General features: G+C 71.5%; 18 protein-coding genes. 6 read left to right on the plus strand and 12 right to left on the minus strand.

The window, feature by feature from the left end; all coding sequences use genetic code 11:
* Positions 1 to 199 precede the first annotated feature (199 nt).
* The 7 genes from BAY60_RS31490 to BAY60_RS31520 are packed head-to-tail and all read right to left on the minus strand — an operon-like array spanning position 200 to position 6,549.
* Positions 200 to 607: a metal-sulfur cluster assembly factor gene (locus BAY60_RS31490; protein ID WP_112285044.1), complete on the minus strand. Its 408-nt coding sequence runs from the start codon at positions 605 to 607 to the stop codon at positions 200 to 202.
* Positions 604 to 1,059, minus strand: a complete 456-nt coding sequence (gene sufU / locus BAY60_RS31495; RefSeq protein ID WP_112285045.1) for a Fe-S cluster assembly sulfur transfer protein SufU — start codon at positions 1,057 to 1,059, stop codon at positions 604 to 606. The genes BAY60_RS31490 and sufU overlap by 4 nt, the downstream gene beginning before the upstream one ends.
* Positions 1,059 to 2,351, minus strand: coding sequence for a cysteine desulfurase (locus BAY60_RS31500; RefSeq protein ID WP_112285046.1), 1,293 nt, complete (start codon positions 2,349 to 2,351; stop codon positions 1,059 to 1,061). Before BAY60_RS31500 ends, sufU begins: the two co-directional genes overlap by 1 nt.
* 10 nt (positions 2,352 to 2,361) lie before the next feature.
* On the minus strand, positions 2,362 to 3,132 hold the full coding sequence (gene sufC / locus BAY60_RS31505; RefSeq protein WP_112285047.1) for a Fe-S cluster assembly ATPase SufC: 771 nt from the start codon (positions 3,130 to 3,132) through the stop codon (positions 2,362 to 2,364).
* 42 nt (positions 3,133 to 3,174) lie between these two features.
* The gene (sufD, locus tag BAY60_RS31510; protein WP_112285048.1) at positions 3,175 to 4,350 is read right to left on the minus strand and encodes a Fe-S cluster assembly protein SufD; all 1,176 of its coding nucleotides are present in this window, start codon (positions 4,348 to 4,350) and stop codon (positions 3,175 to 3,177) included.
* A gap of 1 nt (position 4,351) precedes the next feature.
* Entirely contained in the window at positions 4,352 to 5,800 is a 1,449-nt protein-coding gene (gene sufB, locus BAY60_RS31515) for a Fe-S cluster assembly protein SufB (RefSeq protein WP_112285049.1), read from the minus strand.
* On the minus strand, positions 5,797 to 6,549 hold the full coding sequence (locus BAY60_RS31520; RefSeq protein ID WP_170160627.1) for a helix-turn-helix transcriptional regulator: 753 nt from the start codon (positions 6,547 to 6,549) through the stop codon (positions 5,797 to 5,799). Before BAY60_RS31520 ends, sufB begins: the two co-directional genes overlap by 4 nt.
* 134 nt (positions 6,550 to 6,683) lie before the next feature.
* Here BAY60_RS31520 and mptB point away from each other — a divergent pair, with 134 nt between their 5' ends.
* The 5 genes from mptB (at position 6,684) to BAY60_RS31545 (ending at position 12,305) form a co-directional block, all read left to right on the plus strand.
* Positions 6,684 to 8,294, plus strand: coding sequence for a polyprenol phosphomannose-dependent alpha 1,6 mannosyltransferase MptB (gene mptB / locus BAY60_RS31525; protein WP_112285583.1), 1,611 nt, complete (start codon positions 6,684 to 6,686; stop codon positions 8,292 to 8,294).
* A gap of 79 nt (positions 8,295 to 8,373) precedes the next feature.
* A complete protein-coding gene (locus BAY60_RS31530; protein WP_112285051.1) occupies positions 8,374 to 9,300 on the plus strand; it encodes an ABC transporter ATP-binding protein in 927 nt (308 codons plus the stop codon).
* Positions 9,301 to 9,368: 68 nt separating this feature from the next.
* Positions 9,369 to 10,094 carry an ABC transporter permease gene (locus BAY60_RS31535; RefSeq protein ID WP_112285584.1) on the plus strand — a complete coding sequence of 242 codons (726 nt, stop codon included), beginning with the start codon at positions 9,369 to 9,371 and terminating at the stop codon, positions 10,092 to 10,094.
* 140 nt (positions 10,095 to 10,234) lie between these two features.
* Positions 10,235 to 11,215: a COX15/CtaA family protein gene (locus BAY60_RS31540; RefSeq protein ID WP_245992896.1), complete on the plus strand. Its 981-nt coding sequence runs from the start codon at positions 10,235 to 10,237 to the stop codon at positions 11,213 to 11,215.
* Between the two features lie 142 nt (positions 11,216 to 11,357).
* Complete coding sequence (locus BAY60_RS31545) at positions 11,358 to 12,305, plus strand: acyl-CoA desaturase (protein WP_112285052.1); 948 nt, start codon at positions 11,358 to 11,360, stop codon at positions 12,303 to 12,305.
* Positions 12,306 to 12,382: 77 nt separating this feature from the next.
* Here the strand turns inward: BAY60_RS31545 and BAY60_RS31550 are convergent, their stop codons facing one another.
* From BAY60_RS31550 to BAY60_RS31565, 4 genes are read right to left on the minus strand one after another with little or no spacing between them, the layout of a single operon-like run.
* A complete protein-coding gene (locus BAY60_RS31550; RefSeq protein WP_112285053.1) occupies positions 12,383 to 12,706 on the minus strand; it encodes a hypothetical protein in 324 nt (107 codons plus the stop codon).
* Entirely contained in the window at positions 12,699 to 14,471 is a 1,773-nt protein-coding gene (locus BAY60_RS31555) for a phosphatase PAP2 family protein (RefSeq protein WP_146771117.1), read from the minus strand. Before BAY60_RS31555 ends, BAY60_RS31550 begins: the two co-directional genes overlap by 8 nt.
* Positions 14,472 to 14,526: 55 nt before the next feature.
* A complete protein-coding gene (locus tag BAY60_RS31560) occupies positions 14,527 to 15,219 on the minus strand; it encodes a DUF3159 domain-containing protein (protein ID WP_112285055.1) in 693 nt (230 codons plus the stop codon).
* 34 nt (positions 15,220 to 15,253) lie between these two features.
* Positions 15,254 to 16,234 carry a DMT family transporter gene (locus tag BAY60_RS31565; RefSeq protein ID WP_112285056.1) on the minus strand — a complete coding sequence of 327 codons (981 nt, stop codon included), beginning with the start codon at positions 16,232 to 16,234 and terminating at the stop codon, positions 15,254 to 15,256.
* Positions 16,235 to 16,413: 179 nt separating this feature from the next.
* On the opposite strand from BAY60_RS31565, the gene BAY60_RS31570 reads away from it, so the two are divergent.
* Positions 16,414 to 17,385: a quinone oxidoreductase family protein gene (locus tag BAY60_RS31570; protein WP_112285586.1), complete on the plus strand. Its 972-nt coding sequence runs from the start codon at positions 16,414 to 16,416 to the stop codon at positions 17,383 to 17,385.
* Positions 17,386 to 17,478: 93 nt separating this feature from the next.
* On the opposite strand, the gene BAY60_RS31575 is transcribed toward BAY60_RS31570, so the two are convergent.
* Positions 17,479 to 18,084 carry an FKBP-type peptidyl-prolyl cis-trans isomerase gene (locus tag BAY60_RS31575; RefSeq protein ID WP_112285057.1) on the minus strand — a complete coding sequence of 202 codons (606 nt, stop codon included), beginning with the start codon at positions 18,082 to 18,084 and terminating at the stop codon, positions 17,479 to 17,481.
* Between the last annotated feature and the right edge of the window lie 20 nt (positions 18,085 to 18,104).

Consider the following 18,104-nt stretch of genomic DNA (forward strand, 5'->3'; position numbering starts at 1 on the left):
GAGTCCTGCATTCAAGCCCGCGAGTTCTGCACTCAGGATCGCGAGTTCTGCACTCAGGAGCGCCGTAGCGGACGCACCGCAAAGCCGCACCGCGCGGGCAGCACGGACGCGAAGGCGCGACTCGCGGGTCTGACCGCAGAACTCGCGGGTCTGACCGCAGGACTCGCGGGTCTGAATGCAGGACTCGCGGGTCCGCGGGTCAGACCGTGAAGCCGAGGGCTCGCAGTTGCTCGCGGCCGTCCTCGGTGATCTTCTCCGGGCCCCACGGCGGCATCCAGACCCAGTTGATCCGGAAGTCCTTGACGACCCCGGCGCCGCCGGTGAGCACCGACGCCGTCTGGTCCTCGATCACGTCGGTCAGCGGGCACGCCGCCGACGTCAGGGTCATGTCGATGGTCGCCGTGTTGTCCTGCTCCACCCGGATGTCGTAGACGAGCCCGAGGTCGACCACGTTGATGCCGAGCTCGGGGTCGACCACGTCGCGCATGGCCTCCTCGACGTCCTCGATCCTGGCGACCTCGCCCGCCGACGGCTGGGTCTGCTCCGGCAGGTCGGCGGCGGTGCGGCCCTCGCGGTGCTCCGGCGTCTCGGTTTCGGTCTCACTCATGATGCTTCCACCTCGTCGTTCGTCGACGTCCGGCCCACGGCGTCCTTGAACGCCATCCAGCCGAGCAACGCGCACTTCACTCTCGCAGGGTATTTCGCCACCCCGGCGAACGCGACCCCGTCCTCCAGCACGTCCTCGTCCGGCTCGACCTGGCCACGCCCCTGCATCAGCTCGACGAAGGCGTCCATCGTCGCGAACGCCTCCTCGACGCTGTGCCCGACCACGAGATCGGTCAGCACCGACGTCGAGGCCTGGCTGATCGAGCAGCCCTGCCCCTCGTAGGACACGTCGGCGACCTTGCCGTCGGACAGCTTCACCCGCAGCGTCACCTCGTCGCCACAGGTCGGGTTCACCTGGAACGACTCGCCGTCGTAGGGCTCCCGCAGGCCGCGCCGGTGCGGGTTCTTGTAGTGGTCCAGGATGATCTCCTGGTACATGCTGCCCAGATCCATCACGCCACCCCGAAGAACCGCTGCGCCTCGCGGACGCCGTCGACGAGGGCATCCACTTCGGACAGTGAGTTGTAGAGGTAGAACGACGCGCGCACGGTGGCCGGGATGCCGCACGAGCGGTGCAGCGGCCACGCGCAGTGGTGCCCGACCCGTACGGCGACGCCAAGGCTGTCCAGCACCTGGCTGGCGTCGTGCGGGTGCACGCCGTCGATGACGAAGGCCACCGTGGCACCGCGGTCGGTGGTGTCGCGCGGGCCGATGATCCGCACGCCCGGCAGTTCCTTGAGCCCGGCAAGCGCCCGCTCGGCGAGCAGGTGCTCGTGCGCGGCCACGCGGTCCATCCCGATCGCGTTGAGATAGTCCACCGCGGCACCGAGACCGACGGCCTGCGAGGTCATCGGCACGCCCGCCTCGAACCGCTGCGGCGGCGGGGCGAACGTCGAACCCTCCATGCGCACCAGCTCGATCATCGAGCCACCGGTGAGAAACGGCGGCATCGCCTCGAGCAGCTCGCGACGCCCGTACAGCACGCCGATGCCGGAAGGGCCGAGCATCTTGTGCCCGGAGAACACCGCGAAGTCCACGTCCAGCTCGCCGAGGTTCACCGGGCCCTGCCCGGACAAGCCGTGCGGCACGGACTGGCAGGCGTCGAGCAGCACGAACGCACCCACCTCGCGGGCCCTGCGCACCAGCGGCTCGACCGGGTTCACCGTACCGAGCACATTGGACTGGTGCACGAAGGCCACCACCTTGGTGCGCTCGGTGATCACCTCGTCCAACCTGGACAGATCCAGCCTGCCCTCGTCGGTGACGCCGAACCACTTCAGCGTCGCCCCGGTGCGCTGGCACAGCTGCTGCCACGGCACGAGGTTGGCGTGGTGCTCCATCTCGGTGACCACGATCTCGTCGCCGGGACCCACCACGAACCGCTTGGCCTCGTCACCGGCCGTCGCCGCGTTGCTCATCGCGTACGCGACCAGGTTGATGCCCTCGGTGGCGTTCTTGGTGAACACCAGCTCGCCCGGCGTGGCGCCGACGAACGCCGCGATCTTCTCGCGAGCGCCCTCGTAGGCCTCGGTCGCCTCCTCGGCGAGCTGATGCGCACCGCGGTGCACGGCCGCGTTCGACGTCTCCAGGAACCGCCGCTCGGCGTCGAGCACCTGCGTCGGCCGCTGCGACGTCGCGCCGGAGTCCAGATACACCAGCGGCTTGCCGTCCCGCACGGTGCGGGACAGAATCGGGAAATCTGCCCGCACGGCGGTGACGTCGAGCGGGCCAGCGGTGGTGGTCACCCGAGCCTCCTCAGACCGCGGCGGCTTCGGCCTTGCCGATGTAGCCGACGTAGCCGCTCTCCTCCAGCTGGTCGGCCAGCTCCTTGCCGCCCGACTCGACGATCCGGCCCCCGGCGAAGACGTGCACGAAGTCGGGGTGGATGTGCTTGAGGATGCGCGTGTAGTGCGTGATCAGCATGACGCCGACCTCGTTGTTCGCCTTGTACTCGTTGACGGCCTCGGACACCACGCGCAGCGCGTCGACGTCCAGACCCGAGTCGGTCTCGTCCAGCACGGCGAACTTCGGCTTCAGCAGCGCCATCTGCAGGATCTCGTGGCGCTTCTTCTCGCCGCCGGAGAAGCCCTCGTTGACGCTGCGCTCGGCGAACTCGGCGGAGATGTCGAGCTTGCCCATCTCCTCTTTGACCTCCTTGACCCAGTGCCGGATCTTCGGGGCCTCGCCGCGCACCGCCGTGGCGGCCGAGCGCAGGAAGTTCGACATCGAGACGCCGGGCACCTCGACCGGGTACTGCATGGCCAGGAACAGGCCCGCGCGGGCGCGCTCGTCGACGGACATCTCGAGCACGTTCTCGCCGTCCAGCAGCACCTCGCCGGAGGTCACCTCGTACTTCGGGTGCCCGGCGATGGCGTAGGACAGGGTCGACTTGCCGGAGCCGTTCGGGCCCATGATCGCGTGGGTCTCGCCCGAGCGGATCGTCAGGTTGACGCCCTTCAGGATCTCCTTGCTGCCCTCGTCGGTGACGACGTCAGCATGCAGATCCTTGATTTCCAGTGAGCTCATGCCTCTTCGTTTCTCTCGTCAGTTCAGGTTCGGGTGGTGGCTTCAGACGCCGACGGCCTGCAGTTCCGCCTCGATCGCGGCCTCGAGACGCTCGCGCACCTCGGGGATGTCGATCTTCATGAGGATCTCGTGGAAGAACCCGCGCACGACCAGCCTGCGCGCCTGCTCCTCCGCGATGCCCCGCGACTGCAGGTAGAACAACTGCTCGTCGTCGAACCTTCCCGTCGCGCTCGCGTGCCCGGCGCCGGTGATCTCGCCGGTCTCGATCTCCAGGTTGGGCACCGAGTCCGCCCGCGCGCCCTCGGTGAGCACCAGGTTGCGGTTGAGCTCGAAGGTCTCGGTGGCCTCGGCGGCCGCGCGGATCAGCACGTCGCCGATCCAGACCGAATGGGCGCCGTCACCCTGCAGCGCGCCCTTGTACAGCACGTTCGACTTGCAGTGCGGCACGGCGTGGTCGACGAACAGCCGGTGCTCCTGGTGCTGGCCCGCGTCGGCGAAGTGCAGGCCCAGCATCTCGACGTCGCCACCGGGCTCGGCGAACGTGGCCGTCGGGCTCACGCGCACCAGGTCGCCGCCGAGGGTGACCACGATGTGCTTGAGCTTGGCGTCGCGGCCCAGCCGCAGGTGCTGCTCGGAGACGTGCACCGCGTCGTCGGCCCAGTCCTGCACGCTCACCACGGTGAGCTGGGCGCCGTCGCCGAGCACGAACTCGACGTTGTCGGCGTAGGTGCCCGAGCCGACGTGGTCGAGCACGATCGCCGCCTCGGCGAACGCCTCGGCGCGCACCTGGACATGCCCGTAGGCGGTCTTGCCCTCCCCGGGACCGTGCAGCCGGACCACGGTCGGCGCCGACGCCTTCGTCTCCGTGGGCACCGTCACCAGCGTGGCCTTCTCGAAGGAGGAGTAGGCCTGCGCGGCGATGCGGTCGCTCGGCCTGCCGGCCGCACCGATCCGCTCGTCGTCGCGCCCCACGGTCTCCACGCGAACCTCGGGCGCGGGCTCGGCGTCGATCTCGATCTCGCCGGTGGCGGGCGCGGAGCCGTCGTGCAGGCCCCGCAGCCGCTTCATCGGCGTGAACCGCCAGTTCTCCTCCCGCCCGCTCGGGACCTCGAAGGCCTCGACGTCGTAGGAGGAGAACCGCTCGCCGCGGGAGGCCGCCGGAACGGTGGCCTCCGCGGCAGCGGCTGTGCTGGCAACGTTGTCGTCCGTCACCGTCATGTCAGCCGACGGCTCCTTCCATCTGCAGTTCGATCAGCCGGTTCAGCTCGAGCGCGTACTCCATCGGCAGCTCCCGCGCGATGGGCTCGACGAACCCGCGCACCACCATCGCCATCGCCTCGTCCTCGGTGAGGCCGCGCGACATGAGGTAGAACAGCTGGTCCTCGCTGACCTTGGACACCGTGGCCTCGTGGCCCATCGACACGTCGTCGTTGCGGATGTCGACGTAGGGATAGGTGTCCGAGCGCGAGATGGTGTCCACCAGCAGCGCGTCGCACTTCACCGTCGAGCGCGAGTGGTGCGCCCGCTTGGCCACCTTCACCAGGCCGCGGTAGGAGGTGCGGCCCCCGCCGCGCGCCACCGACTTCGACACGATCGTCGAGGAGGTGTGCGGCGCGAGGTGCTCCATCTTGGCGCCGGCGTCCTGGTGCTGGCCCTCGCCCGCGAACGCGACCGACAGCACCTCGCCCTTGGCGTGCTCGCCCATCAGGAACACCGACGGGTACTTCATGGTGACCTTGGAGCCGATGTTGCCGTCGATCCACTCCATGGTCGCGCCCTCTTCGGCCTTGGCGCGCTTGGTGACCAGGTTGTAGACGTTGTTCGACCAGTTCTGGATCGTCGTGTAGCGGCAGCGGCCGCCCTTCTTCACGATGATCTCCACGACGGCCGAGTGCAGCGAGTCCGACTTGTAGATCGGCGCGGTGCAGCCCTCGACGTAGTGCACGTAGGCGCCCTCGTCGACGATGATCAGCGTCCGCTCGAACTGGCCCATGTTCTCGGTGTTGATCCGGAAGTAGGCCTGCAGCGGGATGTCGACGTGCACGCCCGGCGGCACGTAGATGAAGGAGCCTCCCGACCACACGGCGGTGTTCAGCGCGGAGAACTTGTTGTCACCGGCGGGGATCACCGAGCCGAAGTACTCCTTGAACAGCTCGGGGTGCTCGCGCAGGCCGGTGTCGGTGTCGAGGAACAGCACGCCCTGCTTCTCCAGGTCCTCGCGGATCTGGTGGTAGACGACCTCGGACTCGTACTGCGCGGCGACACCGGCGATGAGGCGCTGCTTCTCCGCCTCGGGGATGCCGAGCTTGTCGTAGGTGCTCTTGATGTCCGCCGGCAGCTCGTCCCAGCTCGTGGCCTGCTTCTCCGTCGAACGCACGAAGTACTTGATGTTGTCGAAGTCGATGCCCGACAGGTCGGCGCCCCAGTTCGGCATCGGCTTGCGCTCGAAGAGCTTCAGCGCCTTCAGGCGCGCCTCGCGCATCCACTCCGGCTCGGACTTCTTCTCGGAGATGTCCGTGACGACGTCCTCGTTGAGCCCGCGCCGGGCACCGGCGCCCGCGGTGTCCGGGTCGGCCCAGCCGAAGGCGTACTTGCCCAGGGAGTCGATGGTCTCTTCCTGGGTCAGTGGCGCCGTGGTGGGATTGCGCTGCTCGGCAGCGGCAGTCATGCGGTAGTCCCTCCATCCGGAGTTCGTGCTTCGTTACCCGACGTGTCGGCGGGCACGTGCGTGGTGCACGCGGCGTCGCCGCGCGCGATGGTCGCCAGTCTCTGCACGTGCGTGCCGAGCAACCTGGCGAATGCCTCGGTCTCCGCCTCGCACAGCTGCGGGAACTCCGCTGCGACGTGCGCGACCGGGCAGTGGTGCTGGCAGAGCTGCTCGCCGGAGCCGACCTGTCGGGTCGACGCAGCGTAGCCCTCCCTGGTCAGGACCGTGGCCAGGGCCTCGGCCCTCGATGCAGGCTCGCCCTCACGGGTGACCGCCTCGCGGTACGGCTCGACGAGCGAGGCGACTCTGCGCTCGGCGAACGCCCGCACCGCGTCCTCGCCCGCGTGCTCGGCGAGGAACCGGACGGCGGCGACGGCGAGGTCGTCGTAGGCGTGGCCGAACCGCGCCCTGCCCTGCTCGGTGAGCAGGAAGAGCTTGGCGGGCCGTCCCCGGCCGCGTGGCCCGCGACGGGGTGCCTCCCTCGTCTCCGCCTCGTGGTCGGCGAGCAGCACATCGAGATGCCTGCGCACCGCCGTCGGGCTGATACCCAGCTGCTCGGCGACCGCGACCGCCGTCATCGGCCCCTGCTCCAGCAGCAGCCGAGCGACCTCGTGACGCGTGCGGCCCTCGGCCGTCACCTGGGCAGGGACGCCCGCGGCAGCGGGCGGCTGGGTGCCGCCGTGCTGGTCGAGAGCGTCCTTCTTTTTCACAACATAAGTGTGTCGTATTTCGGCCGCGACAGCAAAGCACCACGAAAACCGAGTGACCGGACTCACGTCCGAGGGGTTGTCGATACGCTTCGCTCGTGGCTTTAGGCAAGGGGACCCAGGAGCACGCCGACGACCTGCCTGCCGTCGGCGCTGCCCTCCCGGCGCGCTCGCCCCTCCATCCGGCCGAACCGGAGCCGCTGACCGCCGAGGAGAACCGCGCGCTGCGCGTGCTGCGCCGGTTCGGCACGGTCGGTGCGCTGTTCCTCGCGTTCAGCTCGCTCGGGGCCGGCGCGGCGCCGATCCTGAACCCGGTGCTCGACATCCCGGTGCTGCGGCTGTTCGCCCGCATCCCGACCGTGTCGCTGGCGATCGGCTTCACCGGCATGGGCATGCTCATCATCGGCTGGCTGCTGCTCGGCCGGTTCGCCCGGCCGGGAAGGACCAGACTGGTCAGCAAGGGGCAGCTGCACCGCACGCTCGCGATGTGGATCGTCCCGCTGGCGGTGATCCCGCCGCTGTTCTCCCGCGACGTCTACGCCTACCTGGCACAGAGCGAGATCGTCGCCCGCGGCATGGACCCGTACGCGATGGGCCCGGCCCAGGCGCTGGGCGTGGCCGACCCGCTCACCGCGGGTGTGGCCAACATGTGGCGCGACACTCCGGCGCCCTACGGCCCGCTGTTCCTCAAGATCGGCAGCTGGATCACCGGCACCACCGGGAACGAGGTCGCCGACGGCGTGCTGCTGTTCCGGCTGCTGACCCTGCTCGGCCTCGGCCTCATCGTCTGGGCTCTGCCCCGGCTCGCGGAACGCTTCGGCGTGCACCCGAGCACGGCGCTGTGGCTGGGCGCGGCCAACCCGCTCGTGCTCTTCCACCTGGTAGCCGGTGCGCACAACGACGCGCTCGGCATCGGGCTCATGCTCGCCGGACTGGAGCTCGGCCTGCGCAGGCTGCCCTACCGCGTCGCGGGCGACGCGCCGCCGCCGCTGGCCAGGGGCGAGCTGCGCTACATCCTGCTCGGCGCGGTCATCATCACGCTGGCCGCCACCATCAAGGTGCACGCCGTCGTCGCGCTCGGGTTCTTCGCCGTGATGATCGCCCGGCGCTGGTACGGCCGGTTCACCGACCTCGTCCGGGCAGGCGGGGCGATGTTCGTCGTGTGCGCCGTGGTGATGTCGGCGGTGACGTTCGGCACCGGACTGGACTACGGCTGGGTCGGCGCGCTGGACACCCCGGCGAAGCTGTGGAACTGGATCGCCCCGGTCGCCGAGCTCGGCCAGCTGGGCGGCGTGGTCGGCATCGCGCTCGGCCTCGGCAACCACACCGCCTCGATCATCGCCATCCTCGCCGTGCTCGGCTACGTGGTGGCCGGGGCCATCACCGTCAAGTTCCTGTGGGAGAGCCTGCGCTGGCGGTACCGGCCGATGATCGGGCTCGGCGTCTCGCTCGGCGCGTTCATGATGCTGCACGTCGCCATGCAGCCGTGGTGGCTGCTGTGGGCGGTCATCCCGCTGGCCGCCTCCGCGGGCACCTCCCGGTTCCGGGTCGCGGCCACGGTCGTCAGCGCGGTGCTCGCCGTGCTCATCCCGCCGACGGGCAGCCCGTTCGACGGCCGCTCCTACATCCAGCACCAGGCCTACTTCGCCGGGGCGATCATCATCGTCGGCGCGCTGATCGTGGTCTGGCGGACCGCGCCGCTGCTGCTGCGCAGGGAGTCGCGCGGCACGCCCGCCGACGCCCACTGACCTCGCCGCCGCAGGCAGCGTGTCGGCGCCGATCACCTCGCGGGGGCACCTCCCGGACCACGCACTAGTCTTGACTCCCGTGACAGCAGCCGCCGTCGAGATCACCGGGCTGGTGAAGCGCTTCGGGCCCACCACCGCGGTCGATGGCCTGGATCTGAAGATGCCGCAGGGCATCCTGCTGGCCGTGCTGGGGCCCAACGGCGCGGGCAAGACCACCACCGTCGAGGTGTGCGAGGGCTTCCTGCGCCCCGACGCGGGCACGGTGCGGGTGCTGGGGCTCGACCCGGCACGCGACCGCGCGGCGCTGCGCCCCCGCATCGGCGTGATGCCGCAGGGCGGCGGCGCCTACCCCGGCGTGCGGGCCGAGGAGATGCTGCGGCTCGTGGCGGCCTGCGCGGCGCACCCGCTCGACCCGGCCTGGCTGCTGGACGTACTCGGGCTCGACGGCGCGCGGCGGACCCCGTTCAAGCGTCTCTCCGGTGGCCAGCAGCAGCGCCTTTCGCTGGCCTGCGCGCTGGTCGGGCGGCCGGAGCTGGTGTTCCTCGACGAGCCGACCTCGGGCATGGACCCCCAGGCCCGCAGGCTGGTGTGGGAGCTGCTGGGCGCGCTGCGCGCGGACGGCGTGAGCGTGCTGCTCACCACACACCTGATGGAGGAGGCCGAGACACTCGCCGACGACGTCGTCATCGTCGACAACGGCGCGGTCATCGCGCAGGGCTCTCCGAACGCGCTCACCGCCGAGCACGCCGAGGACGCACAGCTGCGGTTCCGGGCCCGGCCCGGCCTGGACACCGAGCTGCTGCGGGCCGCGCTGCCCGAGGGCTACCTGGTCCGGGAGTCGTCGCCGGGCGCCTACCGCGTGGCCGGGCTGGTGGACCCGCAGGTGGTGTCGACGGTGACGTCCTGGTGTGCGCAGCAGGGCGTGCTCGCCGAGGAGCTGCACGTGGGCAGGCGGGACCTCGAAGAGGTCTTCCTCGAGCTGACCGGACGGGAGCTGCGCTCGTGACCACGACGGGCGCCCGGTTCCAGCCGGGCACGTTCACCCCGGCGCCCGGTGCGGGACCGCGCGGGCGCATGCTGCTGGCGCACGCCCGGCTGGAGACCAGCCTCACCCTGCGCCACGGCGAGCAGATCCTGCTGACGCTGCTGATCCCGCTCGCGCTGCTGGTGGGGCTGAGCCTGCTGGACGTGCTGCCCACCGGGGAGCTGGGAGACCAGTCCCGGGTGGACTGGGTCACGCCGCGCATCCTCGCGCTCGCGGTGATGTCCTCGGCGTTCACCGGTCAGGCCATCGCACTCGGCTTCGACCGCCGCTACGGCGTGCTCAAGCGGCTGTCGGCCACGGCGCTGCCGCCGTGGCTGCTCGTGGCGGGGCGGCTCGTCGCCGCGCTCGTCGTGGTGGCGCTGCAGGCGCTCGTGCTGGGGATCGTCGCCGCGCTGCTCGGCTGGTCGCCGTCGGCGGCCGGGCTCGGCTACGCGGTGCTGCTGCTGGTCGTGGGCACGCTCAGCTTCGGCGCGCTCGGCGTGCTGCTGGGCGGCGCGCTGCGCGCGGAGGCCGTGCTGGCCCTGGCGAACATCGTGTGGTTCGTGCTGCTGCTGGCGGGCGGGATCCTCATGGCCCCGGAGGCGCTGCCCGGCGTGCTCGCCGACATCGTGGTGCTGCTGCCGTCGGGTGCGCTCGCCGAGGGCCTGCACGACGCGCTCGCCGAGGGCACCCTCGCCTGGGGCGCGGTCGCCACCCTCGCCGGGTGGGCGCTGGCCGCCGCCGCCCTGGCGACCCGGACCACGAAACTCACCTGAGCAGGCTCCCGACAGCGAGCCCACGGGCACCGTGGGTACACCCGCTGTACCCAAGGTCACCTTCGGCTCAGCCCCCGTGCCCGCCGCCGGTCGGCACCTCCCGCGGCCAGGGTCCCGGCCACGTCCTACTATTCGTAGTTGTGCTGCGCCAGCTTTCCTCGCTCGTCGCCCGTCTGCCGTACCCGTCGCAGACGGTGCAGCGAGCCCTCGCCGTCGCCGCGATCGTCACCCAGGGCGGCATCGGCGTCACCGGCTCCGTCGTGCGGGTCACCGGCTCGGGCCTGGGCTGCCCGACGTGGCCGCAGTGCTTCGAGGGGAGCATGTTCCCCGTCCAGCACCCGGAGTACCACGCGCTGACGCAGTGGATCGAGTTCGGCAACCGGCTGCTCACCGGCGTGGTGGGCATCGTCGCCGCCCTGTGCGTGCTCGCCGCGTGGCGCATCCTCCTCGACCACCCGAGCCGCACCCGGCTGGTCAAGCTGGCGTGGGCGATGCCCGCCGGTGTCGTGGCCCAGGCCGTGATCGGCGGCATGACGGTGCTGACCGGGCTGCTGTGGTGGACGGTGGCGATCCACTTCCTCGCCTCCACGGTGCTGGTGTGGCTTGCGGTGCTGCTGTTGCACGCGTTCGGGGAGGGCGACGAACGGCCGCGCTGGCGGCTGCCCGCGAGCGGGCGCGTGCTGCTGGTCGCGCTCGTCGCCGCGCTGGGCGGCGTGCTCGTGGCCGGAACCACGGTCACCGGCGCCGGGCCGCACGGCGGCGACCCGGACACGCCACGCCTGCAGGCACCGATCGAGACGCTGGCTTTCGTGCACGGCAGCCTGCTCGTGGTCTACCTGGTGGTGCTGGCGATGCTCGGCATGCAGCTGCTGCGCACCGGCGCCACGCCGACGTTGTGGCGCCGCTACGCGGTCACGTGGCTGGTGGCGCTGGCCCAGGGTGGTCTCGGCAGCCTGCAGTACGCCCTGGGCGTGCCGGAGGCGCTCGTGTCGTTCCACGTGCTCGGCTCGGCGCTGGTCATCGTCGCCACCGCGTCGCTGTGGTGCGCGGCACGCGACCGCGGGCCCGCGGTCAGCGCGGCCCCGGCCGGGGCCGAACCGCAGGTGAGTGCCGCGCGATAGATCCTTGTTCGCCCGTCGTCATACGGTCGTCATCGCCGCGAACAGTGCGCGAGGCCATCCGCCGCTACGCTGAGCGGGACAGCACGTTGTGTCCGGATAACCGATCCGTCCCCTTTCCCCCGATGCGAGGTCGCACCGAACCATGAGCACCACCGCAAGCGCGCCCGGAACGAAGACCGAACCCAAACCGATCGTCGGCGGCGAACGCTCCACAGCCGAGATGATCGTCCTGAAGGCGTTCCTGCTGATTCCGTTCCTCGCCCTGGTCGCGGCGGTCCCCTTCGCCTGGGGCTGGGGTCTGACCTGGATCGACGTGACGCTCGCCGTCGTGTTCTACACGCTGGCGACACTCGGCGTCACCGTCGGCTTCCACCGCTACTTCACCCACGGCGCCTTCAAGACGAACCGCGTGCTGCGGGTCGCCCTGGCCATCGCGGGCAGCATGGCGGTGCAGGGCTCGGTGATCTTCTGGGTGGCCAGCCACCGCAGGCACCACGCGTTCGCGGACCGCGAGGGCGACCCGCACTCACCGTGGCTGTTCGGCACCTCGCCCACCGCGCTGGCGCGCGGCTTCTGGCACGCCCACATGGGGTGGATGTTCAAGCGAGAGGTCACCAACTACGAGCGGTTCGCGCCGGACCTGCTCGGCGACCCCGACCTGCGCGTGGTCAACCGGTTCTTCTGGCTGTGGATCACGCTGAGCCTGGCGCTGCCCGCGATCATCGGCGGGCTGGCGACGTGGTCGATCTGGGGCGCGGTAACCGCGTTCTTCTGGGCCGGGCTGGTGCGCATCGCCTTCCTGCACCACGTGACGTGGTCGGTCAACTCGGTCTGCCACATGATCGGCTCCCGGCCGTTCACCAGCAGGGACAAGGCCGCGAACTTCTGGCCGCTGGCGATCCTGTCGATGGGCGAGTCGTGGCACAACTCCCACCACGCCGACCCGACCTGCGCACGGCACGGCGTGCTGCGCGGCCAGCTCGACGTCTCGGCGCGCGTGATCTGGATGTTCGAGAAGCTCGGCTGGGCGCGCAACGTGCGCTGGCCCAAGCCGGAGCGGCTGGCGTCCCGCCGCGCGGCCACCGCCTGACTCGTACGCCAGGCCCCGAGCCCAAGGGCACCATGGGTACCTGATGTGCACCCGAGGTGCCCTTCGGCTCGGCAGTGCTACCGGCGCGCGAGCGGGCCCGCCATGCGGCGGCGGTGTGTGGCGCCGATCGCCGTCATGCCCACCGTCTCGGCGTCCCACTCGGCGGGTTCGAGGTCCTCGACGGCCTCGATGAGCGCCTGCCCGGTCTCCACGCTGGGCACCACCACATCGCCCAGCGCGCCGTCCGCGCCGACGAGCACGACACGAGCGCCTGCCCTGCCGATGTTCTCCACCACGGCCCGCGACGGCTTGCCGTGCTCGGCGACGAACGCGCGGGCGCTGGCCAGATGCCGCGCCTTGGGCGCCGCCGGGGTCTGCTCGGTGCTCTCGGTGTCAGCCACGCCGCGATTCTAGGGCCAGCTCGTCGAGCACGGCCCGCACCTCCTTGAGGAAGCGCTCCACGTCGTCCACGACGGCCGCGTCGGTCACCACCCCCACCGCGAGCCCGCCCGCCTGCGCCCGCACTCCGGCTCCCAGCGCGGCGCCGGGCGCGGGCGGCACGATCGGGTACTCCGCGCCGGCCGCCGGAGTCCCGCGCTGCACCGCATCCACCGGGAGGGACGTGCCCGGGACCAGGTTGCCCGCCGCGACCGCCGCGAGCCGCTCCCGCTCCGGCATCCCGCCGAGCGGCACCTCGACCTGCCGGGTCCGGGCGCCGGGCAGGTCCACCGACACGCGCGCCGCCGGTGGCAGCGGCGGCGTCGCGACCCTGTTCAGGGCACCGGCCACGGCGCTCAGCAGCACGTCGGCCTCCCCGGCACCTGCCTGCCCCGCCAGCTGCTCCACCGGCTCGCGGTCCAGCAGGAGCGTGCCGAACCGCCGCGCGGCGGGTGCTGCGGACCGGGGCGGCTCGGCGGGGGCAGCCTCGGCGGCCTCGGCGGGCCCCGGGTGAGCGCGGGCACAGGCGATCAGCTCGCCGGCCGGGTCGGCGGCGCCGGTCAGTGCGTCGTGGGTGAGCGCGACGAGCGCGGCCTGCCCTTCCGCGAAGCCGCGCACCATGGCCAGCCGCCACAGCGGCCGGTCGCGGGGCAGCGGTGCGGCGAGCAGGTCCTCGACCAGCCGGTGCAGCGCCGCCGTACCGCCGGGACGTCCTCCCGGCCCGGACAGGTCGTACTCCGGGACGTGCCAGTCCCAGTCGGGTTCGGCGACCTCCGCCCAGCTCCAGCCGCGCCGGGGCGTGGGCCGCACGGGGCGCCGCCGCAGCCACGGCAGGGTCGTTCCCGCGAGCGCCGTCCGGATCCGCGTGGCCGCCGGCGGTACCGCGTGGGAGGTGTCGAGCAGCGCCAGCAGCCCGCCGTGCCGGGGCGCGCCAGGAGTCTCCCCGCGCAGCGCCGCGGCGCCCTCCGTGGTCATGGCGGCGGTGACCCCGCGTTCGCGCCTGCCCACGAGGGCCACGGCCGCCCACACCACCACGACGCCGCCGACGGCGTCGAGCCAGTAGTGGTTGCCGGTGGCGACGATGACCGCGAAGGTCACCAGCACGTGCACGGCGCTGCCCACCTGTGCGAGCACACCTCCGGACAGGCGCGCCAGCACCACCGACACCCACAGCGCCCACCCGATGTGCAGCGACGGCATGGCCGCGAACTGGTTGGCGCCGTCGACCATCGGCGAGCCCCAGGAGCCCCACGTGCCGCCGAGGCGGACCGTGTCGACGAACCCGGCGTCGCTCAGCATCCTCGGCGGCGCCACCGGGTACAGCCAGAAGCACCCGAGCGCGAGCAGGTTGACCAGCGCGAACGAGTTGCGCACCCACGGGTAGTGCTCGGTGCGGCTGCGGTGGTAGACCCACACCAGCAGCACCAGGGTGGTGACGATGTAGGTGAAGGCGTACTCGTAGTTCGCGACGACCTGCAGCCAGCCCTGGTCGGCGAGCCACAGGTTCACCGGCAGCTCGAAGTCGAGCCCGAGGAACTGCTCGGCCGCGAGGATGTCCCGCCCGTTGGCCAGCGCGCGCTCGGTGTGCGCGGGCAGCGGAAACGCCTTCACCAGCAGGTAGACGCCGAAGACCGCGAGACCGAGCAAGATCTCGGACCACCATCGCGGCTGCCGCAGCAGGCCCGCCATGCGGCCCGGCGTCAGCGGGATACCGCGCGCAGAACCCACAGTGAGCACATCACCGTATACCACGCCGGAAAACCGGCGCGCCCACCGGCGGTGATCAGGCCGCGGCGGCGGCCACCGGCTTCTTACCGAGCCGCAGCGTCACGTCGGGGAGGTTGCTCAGCTTGCGCCAGCCGTGGCTGGCGCACACGGCGATGGTCAGCGCCGTCAGCAGCCCGCTGAACACGCCACGCGAGAACAGCCCCGCCTCCACGCTCCAGTGCAGGAAGCCGATCGTCATCGCCGCGTCGATGAGCCGCGAGCCACCCCACAGCAGTGCGACGTTGATGAACACCCGGCGCACGGTCTTGTTGGTGAACAACTCCGCGGGCAGGTGCACGAAGTCGCGCGCGAGCCGTTCGGTGATCGGCTTGCCCATGGCCGCGCTGCCGACGAACAGCACGAACATCAGCACGGAGCCGATCGCGGGTTGCAGAACGTAGACAACGGCGCTGGACGTGACCAGCGCGAGGGTCGCCTTGCCCGCCAGCATGCCGGTGCACAACAGCAGGGTCTGCGGCAGGCCGCGGCCGAGCATCCGGCGGGTGCCGACCACGAAGGCGCACCAGCCGAGCACGGCGGCGAGCCCGGCGATCAGGCCGACGTAGTGCAACAGCAGCATCAGCAGCAGGGTGGGAATCACCGCGGTCTCGAGTGCGATGACCAGCGCACGGGTGATCGTCGCGCGCAGGTGGGGGATCTCGATGACCAGATGTCGCTCGGGGGACGACGATCGACGGTGCACGGGCATGCCTCCAGGGTTGGTCCTGGCCTCACTCCGCCGCTCACTCCTGCGGGCACGTGTCGGAACTATGATGCCCTCGCGTGGCGGCCGTAGCCGAGACCTTACCCCGGCTGGGGTAAACCCCGTGTGTCGCCGCACTCGAGGCCTCCTGCCGCACCGTGGGTGAGTGCGCCAGCCCGAACACGCCGATGACCAGCAACAACGCCGCCGCGGCGCTGGCCGCCAGCGGCCCGGGCGCCGTGGACAGCACCGCGCCGAACACCAGCAGGCCCAGCGTGTAGCTGGCGGCCGGGTTGACCGTCGACATCACCGCGATGGCCGCCGACAGCGAGCCGGATCCGTAGGCCTGCTGGCCGAGCAGCAGCCCGCACAGGGTGGTGGCGGCGAGCACGTAGCCGGGCCAGTCCAGCGCGGTGGCGACGATGCCCTCGTTGAGCAGGCTGTCGGCCGTCAGCTTCATCATGCCCGCGCTCATCGCGTAGCAGATGCCCGCCGCCGCGGCGATGAAACCGGCGTAGGCCATGGGCCCGCGGTTCTGCGCCAGCTGCACGAGCGTGACGACCACGACCGCGGCGATCAGCACGGCGATGAGCAGCCGGTTGCGGTCGGGGGCACCCGCCAGCGGCGCGGCACCCTCCACGCTCAGGAACAGCGCCACACCCCCGCTCACGGCCAGCGCGGCCAGCCAGTCCCGCAGCTGGGGCCAGCGGCGCACGGCGGCCGACGCCATGGGCAGCGCGAACAGCAGCTGGGTGACGAGCAGCGGCTGCACCAGCGCCACCGAGCCGAAGTGCAGGGCGGTGGCCTGGCAGAGGAAGCCGAGCAGGTTGGTCAGCCAGCCCGCCAGCCAGAGCCGCTTCCGCAGCAGCTTGCGGACCAGCCACACCACCGGTACACGGTGCGTGTTGGCCCGTCTGTCCGGGTCACTGTCCGCAACCTGGATCACCGCGCGCCGTTGGAGCGCGGCCGAGGCGGCGAACAGGAAGGCCGCGGCGAAGCCGAGCAGGACAGGCACTAACACATCAATTACCAGCGCTCCGCGCCGGGAAAGGATTCCGGCAGTGGATGGAAGACCCCCATCGGGCGTATCACGCAGAGTACACCCGCCCCCGTGCACGTCGTCCAGCCGTTATGGAGGATCGTTCGGGGCGGCCACGAGCGGGCCGCGGACGACAAGTGAGCGCACACGAGGAGGAACTCATGCCCACGGCGATTCGGATTCGGCAGACCGGTGGCCCCGAGGTGCTGGAGGCCGCGGAGGTCGAGACGGCGGAGCCGGGCGCGCGGGAGATCGCGGTGGACGTCGCCGCCGCGGGCGTGAACTACATCGACACCTACCACCGCAGCGGCCTGTACCCGCTGGAGCTGCCGTGTGTGCTGGGGATGGAGGGCGCCGGCACGGTCGCCGCCGTGGGCGGCGAGGTGACCGGCGTCGCCGTGGGCGACCGGGTGGCGTGGCAGGGAGCGCTTGGCGGCTACGCGCAGCGCGCGCTCATCCCCGCGGACATCGCCGTGCCGGTGCCCGACGGCGTCTCCGACGAGGTCGCGGCGGCCACGTTGCTGCAGGGTGTCACGGCGCACTACCTCGTGTCGTCGACGTATCGGGTGTCCGAGGGCGAGACGGTGCTGGTGCACGCCGCGGCGGGTGGCGTGGGCCTGCTGCTGGTGCAGCTGGCGAAGGCCCGCGGCGCGCGGGTGATCGGGACGGTGTCCACCGAGGAGAAGGAGGCGCTGGCCCGGCAGGCGGGCGCCGACGAGGTGATCCGCTACACCGAGCGTGACTTCACGGAGGCCGTTCGCGAGTTCACCGGCGGCGAGGGCGTCTCGGTGGTGTTCGACGGCGTCGGCAAGAACACCTACGAGGGCAGCCTGGCGAGCCTGCGGGTGCGCGGCATGCTGGCGCTGTTCGGCGCGTCGAGCGGACCGGTGCCGCCGATCGACCCCCAGCGGCTCAACGCGGGCGGATCGCTGTTTCTCACCCGGCCCAAGACCGGCGACTACACCCGCACCCGGGACGAGCTGCTGTGGCGCACCGGCGAGCTGTTCGCCGCCATCACCGCGGGCACCCTGGACGTCCGCATCGGCGGCCGGTACCCGCTGGCCGAGGCCCGCCAGGCCCACGAGGACCTCCAGGGCCGCCGCACCACCGGCAAGCTGCTGCTGCTCCCCTAGCGCCCGCCGGCGAGCCGAAGGGCACCCCGGGTACGCGATGTGTACCCACGGTGCCCTTCGGCTCGCACCGTCCCGGGCTGCCCGGGCCGACGGCTACTCGGTGGTGTCGACCTTGAGCGCCTTGGCGACCACCACGAGCGTGTCGTCGGCGTACGGGTTGCCGCTCTGCGCGCCGTAGCCCTGGTCCGGCGGGAGCACGATCAGCCGGGTGCCGCCCTGCTGGATGTCGGCGAGGCCCTCGTCCCAGCCCTGGATCTCGTGCGGCTGGCCGAGCGTGAGCTCCCGCGGCTGCTCGGTCTCGAAGGTGTTCTCCACGACCTTGCCGTCCGACCAGGCCACGACCTGGTAGTTGACCGACACCGTGATGGGCGGCTCCGCACCCGCGCCGGTGCCCTCCTCCACGTCACGGAACAGCACCTCCGACGGCGCGGCACAGTCACGCGGGATCGTCACCCTCGGCGCCTCGCCGCCGATGTCGACGCCGATGTCGTCGACGGAGCACGCGTTGGACTGGGCGTTCTCCGTGCCGGACTCGTGGTCGACCGACTCCGACGGCACTGTCGACACCGACGCCGGCGCGGGCGTGTGCTCGGGCCCGCCGCCCGGCGGCGCGTCCGAGGGCTCCTCACGCGAGGGCGAGCACGCCGCGAGGGCCGTGGCGACGGCCGCCACGATCATGATCTTGCCAGCATTGCGCATGCCGACACCCTAGCTGCCCG

Origin of the sequence: Prauserella muralis, assembly GCF_003202285.1 — a bacterium.
In the GTDB taxonomy this organism is placed as follows: domain Bacteria; phylum Actinomycetota; class Actinomycetes; order Mycobacteriales; family Pseudonocardiaceae; genus Prauserella_B; species Prauserella_B muralis.

What these genes read in the sequence shown, in the direction of transcription:
- BAY60_RS31490 (WP_112285044.1), bottom strand. Translation starts at nt 607, where the DNA reads ATGAGTGAGACCGAAACCGAGACGCCGGAGCACCGCGAGGGCCGCACC.
- sufU (WP_112285045.1), bottom strand. Translation starts at nt 1,059, where the DNA reads ATGGATCTGGGCAGCATGTACCAGGAGATCATCCTGGACCACTACAAG.
- sufC (WP_112285047.1), bottom strand. Translation starts at nt 3,132, where the DNA reads ATGAGCTCACTGGAAATCAAGGATCTGCATGCTGACGTCGTCACCGAC.
- sufD (WP_112285048.1), bottom strand. Translation starts at nt 4,350, where the DNA reads ATGACGGTGACGGACGACAACGTTGCCAGCACAGCCGCTGCCGCGGAG.
- sufB (WP_112285049.1), bottom strand. Translation starts at nt 5,800, where the DNA reads ATGACTGCCGCTGCCGAGCAGCGCAATCCCACCACGGCGCCACTGACC.
- BAY60_RS31535 (WP_112285584.1), top strand. Translation starts at nt 9,369, where the DNA reads ATGCTGCTGGCGCACGCCCGGCTGGAGACCAGCCTCACCCTGCGCCAC.
- BAY60_RS31545 (WP_112285052.1), top strand. Translation starts at nt 11,358, where the DNA reads ATGAGCACCACCGCAAGCGCGCCCGGAACGAAGACCGAACCCAAACCG.
- BAY60_RS31560 (WP_112285055.1), bottom strand. Translation starts at nt 15,219, where the DNA reads ATGCCCGTGCACCGTCGATCGTCGTCCCCCGAGCGACATCTGGTCATC.
- BAY60_RS31570 (WP_112285586.1), top strand. Translation starts at nt 16,414, where the DNA reads ATGCCCACGGCGATTCGGATTCGGCAGACCGGTGGCCCCGAGGTGCTG.
- BAY60_RS31575 (WP_112285057.1), bottom strand. Translation starts at nt 18,084, where the DNA reads ATGCGCAATGCTGGCAAGATCATGATCGTGGCGGCCGTCGCCACGGCC.